The 13,892-nt window shown below is 52.6% G+C and carries 15 protein-coding genes and 1 CRISPR repeat array; of the genes, 8 read left to right on the top strand and 7 right to left on the bottom strand.

All coding sequences use genetic code 11. The annotated features are described in order from the left end of the window. Positions 1 to 3 precede the first annotated feature (3 nt). Together modB and modC are read left to right on the top strand one after the other, a co-directional pair. Positions 4 to 693, top strand: a complete 690-nt coding sequence (gene modB, locus J1778_RS16070) for a molybdate ABC transporter permease subunit (RefSeq protein WP_217174048.1) — start codon at positions 4 to 6, stop codon at positions 691 to 693. A gap of 1 nt (position 694) precedes the next feature. Further along, positions 695 to 1,756 carry a molybdenum ABC transporter ATP-binding protein ModC gene (gene modC / locus J1778_RS16065; protein ID WP_217174047.1) on the top strand — a complete coding sequence of 354 codons (1,062 nt, stop codon included), beginning with the start codon at positions 695 to 697 and terminating at the stop codon, positions 1,754 to 1,756. Between the two features lie 12 nt (positions 1,757 to 1,768). On the opposite strand, the gene J1778_RS16060 is transcribed toward modC, so the two are convergent. Continuing rightward, positions 1,769 to 2,032 carry a helix-turn-helix transcriptional regulator gene (locus J1778_RS16060; protein WP_217174046.1) on the bottom strand — a complete coding sequence of 88 codons (264 nt, stop codon included), beginning with the start codon at positions 2,030 to 2,032 and terminating at the stop codon, positions 1,769 to 1,771. Between the two features lie 144 nt (positions 2,033 to 2,176). Between J1778_RS16060 and J1778_RS16055 the strand changes: the two genes are divergently transcribed. Then, a complete protein-coding gene (locus J1778_RS16055) occupies positions 2,177 to 2,446 on the top strand; it encodes a helix-turn-helix domain-containing protein (protein WP_217174234.1) in 270 nt (89 codons plus the stop codon). A gap of 63 nt (positions 2,447 to 2,509) precedes the next feature. Here J1778_RS16055 and J1778_RS16050 read toward each other — a convergent pair whose 3' ends face one another. Continuing rightward, positions 2,510 to 3,331: a pyridoxal phosphatase gene (locus tag J1778_RS16050; RefSeq protein ID WP_217174045.1), complete on the bottom strand. Its 822-nt coding sequence runs from the start codon at positions 3,329 to 3,331 to the stop codon at positions 2,510 to 2,512. A gap of 296 nt (positions 3,332 to 3,627) precedes the next feature. Here J1778_RS16050 and pgl point away from each other — a divergent pair, with 296 nt between their 5' ends. After that, on the top strand, positions 3,628 to 4,626 hold the full coding sequence (gene pgl, locus J1778_RS16045; RefSeq protein ID WP_217174044.1) for a 6-phosphogluconolactonase: 999 nt from the start codon (positions 3,628 to 3,630) through the stop codon (positions 4,624 to 4,626). A 255-nt stretch (positions 4,627 to 4,881) separates the two neighbouring features. Beyond that, on the top strand, positions 4,882 to 6,393 hold the full coding sequence (locus J1778_RS16040; protein WP_217174043.1) for a methyl-accepting chemotaxis protein: 1,512 nt from the start codon (positions 4,882 to 4,884) through the stop codon (positions 6,391 to 6,393). Between the two features lie 96 nt (positions 6,394 to 6,489). On the opposite strand, the gene J1778_RS16035 is transcribed toward J1778_RS16040, so the two are convergent. The 4 genes from J1778_RS16035 to J1778_RS16020 form a co-directional block, all read right to left on the bottom strand. Then, positions 6,490 to 7,770 (bottom strand): putative acyl-CoA thioester hydrolase, encoded by a 1,281-nt coding sequence (locus J1778_RS16035; RefSeq protein ID WP_217174042.1) that lies wholly within the window; start codon positions 7,768 to 7,770, stop codon positions 6,490 to 6,492. A gap of 121 nt (positions 7,771 to 7,891) precedes the next feature. Further along, on the bottom strand, positions 7,892 to 8,374 hold the full coding sequence (locus tag J1778_RS16030) for a kinase inhibitor (RefSeq protein ID WP_217174041.1): 483 nt from the start codon (positions 8,372 to 8,374) through the stop codon (positions 7,892 to 7,894). A 36-nt stretch (positions 8,375 to 8,410) separates the two neighbouring features. Continuing rightward, complete coding sequence (locus J1778_RS16025; protein ID WP_217174040.1) at positions 8,411 to 9,103, bottom strand: type 1 glutamine amidotransferase domain-containing protein; 693 nt, start codon at positions 9,101 to 9,103, stop codon at positions 8,411 to 8,413. A 39-nt stretch (positions 9,104 to 9,142) separates the two neighbouring features. Beyond that, complete coding sequence (locus tag J1778_RS16020) at positions 9,143 to 10,180, bottom strand: NADP-dependent oxidoreductase (RefSeq protein WP_217174039.1); 1,038 nt, start codon at positions 10,178 to 10,180, stop codon at positions 9,143 to 9,145. Positions 10,181 to 10,451: 271 nt separating this feature from the next. Between J1778_RS16020 and aphA the strand changes: the two genes are divergently transcribed. After that, positions 10,452 to 11,165, top strand: coding sequence for an acid phosphatase AphA (gene aphA / locus J1778_RS16015; protein ID WP_217174038.1), 714 nt, complete (start codon positions 10,452 to 10,454; stop codon positions 11,163 to 11,165). A gap of 227 nt (positions 11,166 to 11,392) precedes the next feature. Further along, positions 11,393 to 11,956: a CRISPR direct-repeat array (repeat unit 28 nt; unit sequence GTTCACTGCCGTACAGGCAGCTTAGAAA). 69 nt (positions 11,957 to 12,025) lie between these two features. Here the strand turns inward: aphA and J1778_RS16010 are convergent. Continuing rightward, complete coding sequence (locus tag J1778_RS16010; protein ID WP_338019648.1) at positions 12,026 to 12,511, bottom strand: hypothetical protein; 486 nt, start codon at positions 12,509 to 12,511, stop codon at positions 12,026 to 12,028. A 655-nt stretch (positions 12,512 to 13,166) separates the two neighbouring features. Between J1778_RS16010 and J1778_RS16005 the strand changes: the two genes are divergently transcribed. Further along, positions 13,167 to 13,556 carry a hypothetical protein gene (locus J1778_RS16005; RefSeq protein ID WP_217174037.1) on the top strand — a complete coding sequence of 130 codons (390 nt, stop codon included), beginning with the start codon at positions 13,167 to 13,169 and terminating at the stop codon, positions 13,554 to 13,556. After that, the gene (locus J1778_RS16000) at positions 13,553 to 13,765 is read left to right on the top strand and encodes a helix-turn-helix domain-containing protein (RefSeq protein ID WP_217174036.1); all 213 of its coding nucleotides are present in this window, start codon (positions 13,553 to 13,555) and stop codon (positions 13,763 to 13,765) included. The genes J1778_RS16005 and J1778_RS16000 overlap by 4 nt, the downstream gene beginning before the upstream one ends. Positions 13,766 to 13,892 lie beyond the last annotated feature (127 nt).

Here is a 13,892-nt window from a genome sequence, read left to right as displayed (position 1 = left end):
GACATGATGTTGAGTGAATATGAGTGGCAGGCGGTACTTCTCAGTCTGAAAGTATCGAGTCTGGCCGTAGTTTGCAGTCTGCCGCTTGGCATTCTGATGGCGTGGATCCTGGTCCGCTGCCGCTTTCCCGGCAAATCCCTGCTCGACAGCATTATTCATCTGCCCCTGGTATTACCGCCGGTGGTCATCGGCTATTTGTTGCTGGTGGTGATGGGGCGACGTGGCTTTATCGGCCAGCGTTTATATGAATGGTTTGGTTTCAGCTTCAGTTTCAGCTGGCACGGCGCTGTGCTGGCATCCGCCGTGGTGGCATTTCCGCTGATGGTCCGCGCGATACGTCAGTCGCTGGAAGCCGTTGATCCTAAACTGGAGCTCGCCGCCCGCACGCTCGGGGCTTCACCGTGGCGGGTCTTTTTCACCATTACATTGCCGCTCTCAATGCCCGGCGTCATTGTCGGTGTCGTGCTGGCCTTCGCCCGCTCACTGGGGGAGTTTGGCGCAACCATTACCTTCGTGTCGAACATTCCCGGCGAAACCCGCACCATTCCGCTGGCGATGTACACCCTGATTGAAACGCCGGGCGCGGAAAGTGCCGCCGCGCGCCTTTGCGTGCTGGCCATTTTGCTGTCTCTGGCAGCGTTACTCATTTCTGACTGGCTGGCAAAACGCAGCCGTATCCGGCTGGGAGGCTGAAATGCTCGAACTCGATTTCAGTCAAAAGCTGGGCGATCTGGATTTGCAGATCACCCAAACTTTACCCGCGCAGGGCATTACGGCCATTTTTGGCCTGTCAGGTGCAGGAAAAACGTCGTTGATCAACGCCATCGGCGGGCTGACAAAACCCGATCATGGCCGCATCACCTTAAACGGCCGTATCTTGTCGGATGCGCAAAATAACATTTTCCTGCCGCCTGAAAAACGCCGCGTGGGTTATGTTTTCCAGGATGCGCGGCTGTTCCCGCATTATCGCGTAAAAGGAAATCTGCAATACGGCATGGCTGCCTCGATGCGCGGTCAGTTCGACAGCATCGTTCGTTTGCTGGGTATTGAATCCTTACTGGATCGTTTTCCGCTCACCTTATCCGGGGGCGAAAAGCAGCGTGTGGCGATCGGCCGCGCATTGCTGACTGCGCCGGAAATTTTGCTGATGGACGAACCGCTGGCTGCACTGGATATCCCGCGTAAACGGGAACTGATGCCTTATCTGGAGCGTCTGGCGCAGGAAGTCAGCATCCCGATTTTATACGTGACGCACAGCCTGGACGAGATTTTGCGTCTGGCGGAAAAGGTGCTGGTTCTGGATGCGGGTAAAGTGCTGGCGATGGGCGCGCTGGAAGATGTCTGGGCGAGCAATGTCATGCGTCCCTGGCTGCCAAAAGCAGAACAGAGTAGCGTGCTGAATGTCAGTGTGCTGGAACATCATCCGCGCTATGAAATGACGGCGCTGGCGGTGGGCGATCAGCGGTTGTGGATCAGCAAAGTGGAAGAAGAACCTGGCACACCGCTGCGCATTCGTGTGAACTCCACGGATGTTTCACTGGTGCTGCAACCGACGGCTAATAACAGCAGTATCCGTAATATTCTGCCGGCAAAAGTGCTGGAATGTCTGGATATCGGCAATCAGGTGGAAGTGAAACTGGCGATGGCCGACCACATCATCTGGGCCCGCATTACGCCGTGGGCGCGGGACGAACTGATGATCCGCGCCGGACAGTGGCTGTATGCGCAGATCAAAAGTGTGTCGGTAAACCGGTAATTTTGGCGTGCGTTATTTGACCGGTGCGCGGAACACTTCGTAAAGCGCCAGAACCTCTTCGGCAAACGCATCGTCAATGATATAGAAATAACATTCCGGCACGTTCAGTACGCGGGCGAAATGACACATGGTGTCGAAGTTCGGGCTGTACGTGCCGCTTTCATATTGAGAAACCCGCGAGCGTGCGGTGCTTTCATCAATACCCGCTAAAACACCTAATTTTTCCTGCGTAAGTTTTGCTTTTGCTCGTGCTGACTTCAGTCGGTGAGGGATCATAGCCAATAACCATAAAAACTGTATTGACGTTATGTTAAGCATCCCTTAACATCATTGTTGTTTAGAGTTACTGAACGTTGTAACCGAAAAGTGTAGTGCAGATTTCTGAAGACTGTATCAATGACGAAAGGAAGAACGATGAAAATGGAAAATGACTGGCATCCCGCAGATATTATTGCCGGATTACGTAAGAAAAGAACCACGCTGGCCGCCGTATCACGCAAGGCAGGGTTGGGGTCTTCCACGCTGGCAAATGCGCTGGCGCGGCCCTGGGCAAAAGGGGAAATGCTGATTGCTGAGGCGCTGGGTGTTCCGGCTTCAACCATCTGGCCAAGCCGTTACTTTGACGAAAAACACTGTCTGATCCCGCGTTCTGTCAGATCACCGAAGGTGAAAGCCGGGAAAACAGAATAGCCCATGCTGGGTTCAGAAGAACAACGCCTTCCCTTGATGAAAAGGGAAGGCGTACAACGCTAATCAGTTCAGCACTTTACTGCGGATAACGTCAGCGATCCCCGGCGTTTCATGGTCGCCAATCACCAGCGCAGCGCGCTCTTTGATAGCATCCGCCGCATTACCCATTGCCACCCCAAGACCGACATTTTCCAGCATGCTCAGGTCATTGTAGTTATCACCAAACGCCACAACATCCTGCATGCTCATGCCCTGAGATTCGACCCATTCCTGCAAACGACGGCCTTTGCTGTTGCCGCCTTTGGCGACATCCACCTGATCGTGCCACGACCATTCGCACGCCAGACCGAGATCGTTTTCCACCTGTGCCGCAAAAGTATGCAACGCATCGAGATCCTGATGGGAAGTCGCGAATTTCCAGATGGACTGCGCTTCATCCGCCGCCTCGCGCAGGCTGTTAACCTGAATGATATTCGGGCGCTGATTCTCCGGCAGGGTTTGTCCCCAGGCGATGGAACGGCTGACATGACCGCTTGGCTGCTGATACAGCATGGCGTCATCGACATACAACAGACCGTGAATACCGTGATACTCCAGCAGGTCGATCACTTTTTTGGCTTTCACACTGTCGAGCGGATCAGAGGTTAAGACCTTACGTGCCTGATAATCATACAAATACGTTCCGTTACAGCAGATAGCAGGTGTGTCGAGCTGCAATGCCTGATAAAACGGGTGTATCGCCACGTGATGACGTCCGGTGACCACGACCACTTTGACACCCTGGGCGCGGGCATCCGCCAGAGCGGCGAGGGATTCAGGAAGGATACGTTTTTGGCGGTCCAGCAGTGTACCGTCGAGATCGAGCGCGATAATGCGATAAGTCATGAGCAGTCCGTCGTAAGTGGAGAAAGATCGGGGAAATTATCGCCATATTACCTTTTTTAGCCTGCTAATTAAACCGCGTATCCGGCACTAAAGGTGCCGCCAGAGCGTTGGGGAATCGTGTTAACCTGAGCTACGCTTAATACCCGGCATATTTCAAGTTGCAGATGCGTTGGCTGCGCTCGGTCACCCGAATCACTTACTTTAGTAAGCTCCCCGGGATTATCTCGTTTGCCGCCTTCCTGCAACTCGAACTATTTTGGGTATTACAGCTATTTGATTCTTAATAAGGAGATGTGATGAAGCAAGTTGTCTACGTTGCCAGCCCTGAGAGCCAGCAAATCCACGCTTTTCGTCTGGCGGACAATGGTGAGCTGAGCCTGCTGCAAACAGTGGAAGTGCCGGGACAGGTTCAGCCGATGGTTATCCATCCTGATGGTCACCGTTTGTACGTTGGCGTTCGTCCAGAGTTTGGCGTGCTGACGTACCATATTGATGGTGAAGGCAAACTGGAAGAGGGGGCGATGGCGCCATTACCGGGCAGTCCGACGCATCTGGGCATCGATCTGCAAGGGCGTTTCGTATTCTCGGCTTCTTACAGCTTCAACAATGTCAGCATTCATCCTTTGGATGAAAAAGGTCATGCGCTGGCACCGGTTCAGGTTCTGGAAAATATTCAGGCGCCGCATTCCGCCAACATTGACCCGACCAATCACCTGCTGATGATCCCTGCGCTGAAAGAAGACCGTATCCGCCAGTTTGATTTCAGCGTGAAAGGTGAAGCGACACCTCATGCTTCTGCTGAGCTGAAAACGGTTGAAGGTGCCGGTCCGCGCCATATGGCATTCCACCCGAATCATCATTTTGCCTACTGTGTCAATGAGCTGAACAGCACTGTGGATGTGTATCAGAAAGATGTCGCCAGCGGCGAATATCGTCAGGTACAGACGCTCGGCATTATGCCGGCTGATTTCTCCGGCACCTGCTGGGCGGCCGATTTACATATCACGCCGGATGGCAAATTCCTGTATGCCTCTGATCGTACTGCGAGCCTGATTTCCATCCTGACCGTATCAGCGGATGGCAGCGAACTGGAGCTGGTCGGGCATCACGCCACTCAGACACAGCCGCGCGGTTTCAATATCGATCATTCTGGTCAGTACGTGATCACTGCTGGTCAGAAATCTGATGCGATTGAAGTGGCGAAAATTGATCCGAAAAACGGTCAGCTGACGACGCTCAAAACCTACCCGGTGGGCAAAGGCGCGATGTGGGTAAGCATTCTGGAAATTAATTAATCACATTGAGTGACTGGTCAGTTTTGCTTATGTTTGCTTTTTAGCTGATCAATAATCCCGTCGTGATATTATGATCAAGCCTCTGTAATAAGGGGCTTTTTTATTGCCTGACGCTTCCCACTAATAGTTAAGAATAATTTCCACTTTCCACTAAATGTTATTCCGCACTGGTCGATAACTCTCCCGTATTTCACTCATTCTTCGGTGGCATCTGCCGCTTCAGAGTCAGTCCTTTTGGAAATCAGGGAGAAGAAAATGAATGTACTTTCAGGGATCGCTGGCCGGTTTCGCCACGCCACCATTGCTCACAAGCTCGGCGCAGGCTTTGCGCTGGTGTTGCTACTGGGATCCTCAATCGCCTTATCCGGTATTTACCATCTCACCAGCATCAATCAACGCGCCGAAAAATCCACGCTGCTTAAAAGCATGAACGACCTGCTAAACGAGGCCAAATTTTCACGTCTTTCCTATATGGCAAGCAAAGACATGAAATTTGTTGAAGAAAACCGTCTGGCGCTGGATAAACTCGACACCGTCCGCGCCGATGTTGCGGCACATTCCTGGGCCAGCGGCGACCAGTTACTGGTCGATACCATGCCGGATAACATCCGCCGTTATCGGGAAAGCTGGCAGCAGACGCTCAATCCTCCCGCAGGCAGTGATCCGCAGCAGATAAGCGCACAACTTGCCGCCGCCGGACTGGCCCTGACTTCGGCGTCGAACACCTTGCTCAATCATGAAATGACCAACCTTCACCATGAAGTAAGCCGTACCATTTCGGAGATGCTGGCGATTATTGTGGCGACCATTATTGCCGGGGCGCTGATTTCGTGGCGCATGACCCGTCAGCTGACACTGCCGCTGCGCCGCACGCTGCAAACCGCCGAGCGTATCGCCGCCGGGGATTTATCAACCCACGCCTCCAGCCATAGCTTTGACGAAGTCGGACAGTTGAGCCGCGCTATCGAAACCATGAACCAGAACCTGCACGGCATCATTGGCAATATCCGCGAAGGGGTGAGGCAGGTGACACGCGCTTCAGGCGAGATCGCTGCGGGCAATATTGACCTGTCGGCGCGCACCGAAGAACAGGCTGCCGCACTCGGGCAAACGGCGGCAAGCATGGAGCAACTGACATCAACGGTGAAACAGAATGCCGACAATGCCACTCAGGCCAGCCAGCTGGCATCTGATGCGGCCAGCACTGCCGCACGCGGTGGCCAACTGGTGGCGGATGTCGTCGGTGTCATGAAGGAAATTACCGTCAGCTCGAAACAGATTTCGGAAATCACCACCGTCATCAACAGCATCGCTTTCCAGACCAACATTCTGGCACTGAATGCGGCGGTCGAAGCGGCGAGGGCGGGCGAGCAGGGGCGCGGATTCGCCGTCGTCGCCAGTGAAGTGCGCAGCCTTGCGCAGCGCAGTGGTCAGGCGGCGAAAGAGATTGAAGGGCTGATCGGTAAATCGGTCGCCAACGTCAACAACGGCTCGCAACTGGTGGCGAAAGCCGGTGACACGATGGAAGAGATTGTCGGTTCCGTGCGTCACGTGACGCAAATCATTCATGAGATTGCCTCAGCTTCTGACGAGCAAAGCCGCGGCATCAGCCAGATTGCGCTGGCGGTGGCAGAAATGGATACCGTCACGCAACAAAACTCCGCGCTGGTTCAGCAGTCAGCCAGTGCGGCGGCCTCGCTCGATGAACAGGCGGTGAATCTGGAACGTACGGTGTCGGTATTCCGTCTGAGTAACGAAGCTCTGTAATCTTTATTCAGTACGGCAAACCAGGAACGAAAAAAAACCGCCGGAGTGAGAGCTCCGGCGGTTTTTCATGACGTTAAATCACAGTATCAGACGACATTACTTCGCAGGCTGAGTCAGCACGTTGTTGTACTGCCACAGGCGGTTGAAGTTGGTGTCGTTCAGATTACGCTGTTGTTTCTCATCTTTCGGCACGTTGCCTGCAAACGGCTGGCCGGAGAACACGGATGCGCCCCATGGGTTCATCTGGTCATAGCTGTTGTCGAAGCTGCTGTCGCGGATAACCAGCTGGCTGCTCGCGCCCTCAGCATCCCACGCGCGACCCATTTTCGCTTTTGCTGCCTGCTCGAAACCACGGTCACCGGTCAGATTACTGTCGATCACCAGGAAGCCGTATGGTGCGGCGGCTGGCGTATTTGGAGCAAAGACGGATGCCTGTTTCACGCCACGGCTGCTGACAGTGTGGAATTCAACGTGATCGAACACCGCATTGGCGCGACCAAACACGTAATCCACATCACCGACAATCAGGCTGTTATGCACGTAAACGCGGCTGTAACGACTGTTGTCAGTCTGGTTGTGGATATTGGCGGTGTTGGCCATAAAGGTATTCTGGCGGCCAATCAGACGCACGTTATCCAGAATGATGTTATCCCCGTCGGTACGCAGTGCCACAGCGGAGTGATCGCCGCCATCAACGGTATCCAGCAGAGAGTTACCAATGGTCAGATTCTGCAATTGCAGGCTGCTGCTCTGTGACCAGACAGTCGCGGTACAACCAGTGCCGATGGTATCAGTGGTCAGCGTTGCGCAGTTCTGGAACATATAGAACGCACGGTCACCTGGCAGGAACTGACCGGCAGGGCTGACGGTTGAACGGTAAACGGCTGGCGCGGCAGACGCTTCCAGGCCTTGTGCCAGGGTGACATCAGCGGAGCTGTTACCGGCACCGAACAGGGTGATTGGCGGTGCGCCGGCAGGAATGTAGACCGCGCCGTTATAGGTGCCCGGCAGAATTTTAATGAAGATACGTTCGCCGTGGTTACGCACTGCCAGCGCGGCATTGACTGCCTGCTGAACGTTAGAGTAAGCCGCGCCGTCGGTGCCTAACTGCGGGCCGACCACGAAGTCGGTTTTTGCACCGTCAGTGCTTGCCAGTTTAGGGAACCAGCCCTGCTGCTGAACCTGCATAGAAGGGCCGCCAAAGGCCAGATAATTTTTCGCTGTAAAGTTGGCCGCTTCGTCCGCAGATAACACGGGCAGTGACGCGGTGCCCGGAGCAACCTGGCTGGATAAGCCTTGATGGCTGCTGCTACATGCCGCCAGGATCAGGCTGGCAGACAACATAGCGCACGCGCGCGACAGGGTGGAAATTTTCACTGTGACTGACTCCTTGATGAAGAAGATTGTTCTTTTTTTCAATGTTGCGGTCATCGCCGCAATAAAAAAACGGTGGCCAGTAAAACTGACCACCTTTTCTGCGTCTTTTATACCACAGGAATCAGCTGTATATCACTGTCAGTGATGCTTTGCCGAGAGTATGGAAATGCACATTGAAGCCAAGATATGCGCCGGAGGAATTTTCATCCACTTCCAGCGTTTCTGTATCGATGGCGTAAACGGTGAAATGATAGTGATGGTGTTCGCCCTGCGGAGGTGCTGCGCCGCCATAACCGGCTTTGCCGAAGTCTGTGCGGGTCTGAACGGCACCGGCAGGTAAACCGCCTTTCCCGGAGCCTGCGCCTTGCGGCAATTCGGTGACGTCAGCCGGAATATTCGCTACGCCCCAGTGCCACCAGCCGGAGCCTGTCGGTGCATCGGGGTCATAAACGGTTATCACAAAACTTTTGGTGCCTTCCGGGGCGCCGGACCAGGCCAGATGCGGCGACAGGTTGTCGCCGTTGTAGCCCATGCCGTTAAAAACCTGCGTTTCCGGCATTTTTTCGCCATCGCGCAAATCATTACTGGTCAGTGTAAATGCCATAAAATCCTCATTTTTTGGTGAAGGGGTATCCGCAGATTACTTGCTGATTTCAGCCCCGCCCAGCATTTTCAGCAGGGCCTGCGCGACGGCTTTGGAAGAGGCCGGATTCTGGCCGGTGATAAGCTTACCGTCGGTGATGGCATAAGGACGCCAGTCAGCGGCTTTGCTGTAATCGCCGCCGTTTTTCTTCAGCTCATCTTCGACCAGGAAGGGGACGATATGAGTCAGGCCGACGGCGTCTTCTTCGCTGTTACTAAAACCAGTCACGCGTTTGTCTTTGACCAGCGGCGTACCATCAATCAGCACATTGCGCAGAACGCCCGGTGCATGACAAACGGCAGAAACCGGTTTGTCTGCCTTCCAGAACGCCTCGATCAGCGCAATGGAATGGGCATCTTCTGCCAGATCCCACAACGGCCCGTGGCCGCCGGGATAGAAAACTGCATCAAAGTCATCAGCGCTGACGTCACTGAGTTTCACGGTATTTGCCAGCGCCTGTCTGGCTTTCTCATCCTGGTGAAAACGTGCCGTGGTTTCCGTCTGGGCATCCGGCTCAGAACTTTTTGGATCCAGCGGCGGTTGCCCGCCTTTGGGAGAGGCCAGCGTCAGTTCAGCGCCTGCATCGAGAAATTCATAATAGGGTGCAGTGAACTCTTCCAGCCAGAAGCCGGTTTTCTTGCCGGTTTCGCCGAGCTTATCGTGTGATGTCAATACAATCAGTAATTTCATGTTACCTCCTGTGGACGTCGTCAGCTGAAGTGAGTGAAATCAGTCCTGACCGACACGAACAACCAGTTTGCCAAAGTTTTTACCTTCCAGCAGACCAAAGAATGCCTGCGGCGCGTTCTCTAATCCTTCCACAATGTCTTCGCGGAATTTGATCTTTCCGGCTTCAAACCATTCGCTCATCTGTTTTGCAAACTCAGGATAGCGATGGCCGTAATCATCAAAAATAATAAAGCCCTGCACGCGCATGCGTTTCTTCAGGATAGTCCCGGTCAGCAGCGACAGGCGATCTTGTCCGTCTTTGAGCCCGGTCGCGTTGTACTGTGAAACCAGTCCGCACACCGGAACACGTGCTTTGGTATTAAGCAGCGGCAGCACCGCGTCGAATACCGCGCCACCGACGTTTTCGAAGTACACGTCGATACCGTCCGGACAGGCCGCCTGCAGGCGTTTATCCAGATCCGGTGCGCGGTGATCCAGACATTCATCGAACCCGAAATGCTCAACGGCGTAACGGCATTTTTCCTCGCCGCCCGCGATACCCACCACGCGGCAGCCTTTAATTTTACCAATCTGCCCGACCAGCGAACCGACCGGCCCGGTCGCTGCGGCAACGGCCAGCGTTTCGCCCGGTTTAGGTTCGCCGATATCCAGCAGACCCATAAAGGCCGTAAAGCCTGGCATGCCTAAAACGCCGAGCGCGAGGGAAGGTTGTTTGAGCGCAGCGCCTTCCAGTTTCTTCACAGCTTTGGCGTCGGCCACGGAATAGTCCTGCCATCCGGTACTGCCGACCACTAAATCACCGGCTTTGAAATCCGGGCTTTTTGATTCAACAACGCGCGAAACCGCACCACCGGTCATCACTTCACCGATTTGTACCGGTGCGGCGTACGAAGGCGCGTCACTCATCCGTCCGCGCATGTACGGGTCGAGCGACAGCCAGACGGTGCGCAGCAGTAACTGGCCGTCTTTCGCTTGGGGTAACGGGGATTTTTCCAGACGGAAATTATCATCGACAGGTTTGCCGTGAGGACGTGAAGCCAGCACGATGCGGCGGTTTTCAGACTGTAACTGGGGCATAGTCATTCCTTTTCGTTTTCTTATAAGAAAGTTAAAAGCTAACGTAATTGGGAATAAGTATAGGACGCTAAACAGTTTTCGAACCAAGCGCTTTATGCCATGGGTGAATAATTCAGACGCTTTTACCTGGAAATGTGACCATCATCTTTTCCTATGACATCCGCCGGAAAATTCCTTTAAATCTGGAAGTTACGCAGGTATGGTCGTTAAGATTTTTGACCAGTTGCTCCACTTTATCTGCAAGATTAATAAGCATAAAAAAGGGATCCGAATGCGTAAAACTCCTCTGGCACTGAGTGCCATCTTCCTGCTGCTCAGCCTGAATCAGTCTGCTGTCGCTAAAGACACCACGCCTGCACCGCTTTATCCGGGTGTAAATGTCGCGCAACTCGCGCAGCAAGCTCCCATTCACTGGGTGTCCGTCGCTCAGATTGAAAACAGCCTCAACGGCCGCCCGCCGATGGCAGTGGGTTTTGATATTGATGACACAGTGCTGTTCTCCTCGCCGGGCTTTTACCGCGGTCAGGTCGAGTTTTCTCCGGGTAAACAGGATTATCTGAAGAACCCGCAGTTCTGGGAAAAAATGAATAACGGTTGGGATGAATTCAGCATGCCGAAAGAGGTGGCGAAGAGCCTGATTGCCATGCATCTCAAGCGTGGCGACAGCATTTACTTCGTGACGGGACGCAGTGAAACCAAAACTGAGACCGTGACTAAAACCCTGCAGAACGATTTCCAGATCCCGCAGAACAAAGTGAATCCTGTGATTTTCGCCGGTGACAAAGCCGGGCAGAACACCAAAGTCCAGTGGCTGAAAGACAAGCAGATTAAAATGTTTTACGGCGATTCTGACAATGACATCACTGCCGCCCAGTCCGTGAGCGCGAGGGGGATCCGCGTACTGCGCGCCTCCAACTCAAGCTATAAACCATTGCCGCAGGCCGGTGTGTTTGGCGAAGAAGTGATTGTGAATTCAGAGTATTAAGCAGCCCCGTCCTTCGCATGAAAGAAACAGGGCGCTGAACTGCACCCTCCCCGCGAAGGGGAGGGTTGGGGTGGGGTATAAATGGCCTCTCAAACTGACCCTCTTTTTTGCGCCATCTCTAACTCATTGATTTTACTGAATCACGCGAGCTACACAAAAAAGAGGGTATTTCATCCCATAAAGGGATAATCTTTTGCAGTTCAAAGCGTAAACCTGAAAATTCAACAGTTCACTGCCGTACAGGCAGCTTAGAAATCCGATAATAGCTGTGGATTCTGACGAACGCAGTTCACTGCCGTACAGGCAGCTTAGAAAGCCAACTCGCTGTCTACTGCGCCACCCTGCAAGTTCACTGCCGTACAGGCAGCTTAGAAATGAAATTTCAGCATCAGGAAATCATCTGCAAAGTTCACTGCCGTACAGGCAGCTTAGAAACTCGACGGCGCAATGCTGATGTCGCTGCTCGGGTTCACTGCCGTACAGGCAGCTTAGAAAATACGGCTAACGCACTGCAACAGCAGCAGTTCACTGCCGTACAGGCAGCTTAGAAAGAGGGGGTTTTGTTTTTTTAGCTTCCGGCGAAGTTCACTGCCGTACAGGCAGCTTAGAAAGACAACTGGGCGTTCTTGAAACCACATTGCTTGTTCACTGCCGTACAGGCAGCTTAGAAAATGAATAACGATTTAGAGCAGTTCAGCGAAGAGTTCACTGCCGTACAGGCAGCTTAGAAATGTTCGTGCGGCAGTGCGCATACGCTGCCACCGTTCACTGCCGTACAGGCAGCTTAGAAAAATTGGGCGTAATAATATTGGGCGTTTGAAATAAGCCCGTCTGCCGACCGGGCTTTGACAGAAGGTGTATTACTTTTTCAGTTTGTTGTTGCCCGCTTTCCACTCCTCATAGGTGGCTTCGAGAACCCAAAGGCAAACCGCACCTTTATCAGTACTCAGCAAAGACAGGCGCGTTCTTTGATAAAACGCCTCAATTTCAGCTGCTGATTTATTTATGGGTCCCATACAAACCAGGTCAGTGCCAACCAAATGAGGCCAATCATGGGAATCAATAACCTCAAGTGTCTTCAGCGCACCGGCGGTGTTTGTTGACAGTGCCGACGATAAAGCAGTTTCGACGTCTTGTGATTGCTTTACGTCAGCGATGGCGGCCAGTTTGGGAACTTTATCCAGCCAAAATTGTTCCCCGGCGGTAATCCCCTTTAAAGCGACCGGCCAGTCAATATTTGCTGCCATTGAATTCGTGGTTATGCCCGAGAGTAATAGCCGCAATATTAAAAACCTCATCGGATCCTTACGGCCGTCCTTTAACCACAAATAAGCTGGAATTGCCATTTCATTTGCCCTCAATTGGATGAAACAGCAGGCTAGCCATTTAAATAGCAAACATTTGTGTTTTGGCATTCAAATTATTATTTTTCAGAATGTTAGTACAACGGACCGATAAGTAAATCATCGTCAAATTACGCCTACAAACTTAGTTACCTTCAGGTACGCCTCTTTTTATGCTATCGCTAATTCATTGATTTCAAATCACTGAATTATCCATTCAAAAAGAGGATGTTTCTGCCAAAAAAGGGATAACCTTTTGCGGTTTAAAGCGTAAAACTGAAAACCTAACTGTTCATTGCCGTACAGGCAGCCGCTTGCAAATTACTGCAAACCATAAAAACTCCCTGGAAGCAGTATCTCATCTCCACGATTTGCCCATTTTTAATGTGTGGATATCCAGTTATTGTCTGCTCGCTGCGGCAAAATCCGCAGCCGGGCTTAGGAACCTGTGCATAAAGGTGGCACGTTCATCGTGTCGGCGCTTAGTCTCAACTTTATAAAGTAGTTTCAATACTGCATTATGACGTTCTGGTGACTCAGGCGGGGCAGCCTTTTGGCTGGTCGGTAACCTTTGGCCGATTCCTAACCTTGTCTGAGTTACCACCTGCGGGCTTAGGAACTCCGGTGGTAACTATTGTTACCTAAAGGAGAATTTGTGATGGAAATACGTACTAAAGACACATCCCCGGATTCATGGACACTCACTGATCGTTGCCGTTTGCTGGCGAATGCACTGGTGAACCCGCAAAACAGAGGTTCGCAGGATCTGCTGTGCATCATGCTGCAAAACGAGCTCGAATACCTTGAAGCGACGTTATCGCAACCCATTCCCGAGCACCGCAAGAATTTGGGGATCCCGATGGACGACGGCTTATTTGATTACGCCGATCTCGAACCTGATGAACTTTGCGATCAGTGCATGGCGCTGAATTTCACCCTGATGACGCTGCATGACAGAAAGATAAAAGAGATCATCACGTATATCTTGTGGGAACGGTTCGAGATGCTGCGCTGCTCGCTGTATGCCTCCGGTGAGGTGATCGCATGAACAAAGACTGGCATCAGGCCGATATCATTGCGGCAATCAAAAAGAAGGGCACTACAATAGCGGCAGTCTCACGCCGCGCCGGTTTAAGCTCTTCGACGCTCTCAAATGCCTTAACCCGCAAATGGCCGAAAGGCGAAAGACTGATCGCTGAAGCGATTGGCGTCAAAGCCGAAACCATCTGGCCGAGCCGGTACACCGAAATTAATTAAAACTGAGAACGGCTCCCTCCCCTGCGAAGGGGAGGGCTGGGGTGGGGTATTAAATAAAAATCAATGAGTTGAAGTTTTCTTTGATAAGGTTTTAGCCCTTAAAACTCCCTCCCAGACTCCTCCTTCA

It is taken from the genome of Rahnella bonaserana (assembly GCF_019049675.1).
In the GTDB taxonomy this organism is placed as follows: Bacteria; Pseudomonadota; Gammaproteobacteria; order Enterobacterales; family Enterobacteriaceae; genus Rahnella; species Rahnella bonaserana.
The sequence above is the reverse complement of the archived record's forward strand: the minus strand, read 5'-3'. Positions and strand labels throughout refer to the sequence as shown.

Excerpts from the sequence above, each read along its gene's own strand:
- pgl (WP_217174044.1), top strand. The coding sequence starts at position 3,628 with ATGAAGCAAGTTGTCTACGTTGCCAGCCCTGAGAGCCAGCAAATCCAC.
- J1778_RS16050 (WP_217174045.1), bottom strand. The coding sequence starts at position 3,331 with ATGACTTATCGCATTATCGCGCTCGATCTCGACGGTACACTGCTGGAC.
- J1778_RS16060 (WP_217174046.1), bottom strand. The coding sequence starts at position 2,032 with ATGATCCCTCACCGACTGAAGTCAGCACGAGCAAAAGCAAAACTTACG.
- J1778_RS16040 (WP_217174043.1), top strand. The coding sequence starts at position 4,882 with ATGAATGTACTTTCAGGGATCGCTGGCCGGTTTCGCCACGCCACCATT.
- aphA (WP_217174038.1), top strand. The coding sequence starts at position 10,452 with ATGCGTAAAACTCCTCTGGCACTGAGTGCCATCTTCCTGCTGCTCAGC.
- J1778_RS16020 (WP_217174039.1), bottom strand. The coding sequence starts at position 10,180 with ATGCCCCAGTTACAGTCTGAAAACCGCCGCATCGTGCTGGCTTCACGT.
- J1778_RS16000 (WP_217174036.1), top strand. The coding sequence starts at position 13,553 with ATGAACAAAGACTGGCATCAGGCCGATATCATTGCGGCAATCAAAAAG.
- J1778_RS16025 (WP_217174040.1), bottom strand. The coding sequence starts at position 9,103 with ATGAAATTACTGATTGTATTGACATCACACGATAAGCTCGGCGAAACC.
- modC (WP_217174047.1), top strand. The coding sequence starts at position 695 with ATGCTCGAACTCGATTTCAGTCAAAAGCTGGGCGATCTGGATTTGCAG.
- J1778_RS16010 (WP_338019648.1), bottom strand. The coding sequence starts at position 12,511 with ATGGCAATTCCAGCTTATTTGTGGTTAAAGGACGGCCGTAAGGATCCG.
- J1778_RS16030 (WP_217174041.1), bottom strand. The coding sequence starts at position 8,374 with ATGGCATTTACACTGACCAGTAATGATTTGCGCGATGGCGAAAAAATG.
- J1778_RS16005 (WP_217174037.1), top strand. The coding sequence starts at position 13,167 with ATGGAAATACGTACTAAAGACACATCCCCGGATTCATGGACACTCACT.
- modB (WP_217174048.1), top strand. The coding sequence starts at position 4 with ATGATGTTGAGTGAATATGAGTGGCAGGCGGTACTTCTCAGTCTGAAA.
- J1778_RS16055 (WP_217174234.1), top strand. The coding sequence starts at position 2,177 with ATGGAAAATGACTGGCATCCCGCAGATATTATTGCCGGATTACGTAAG.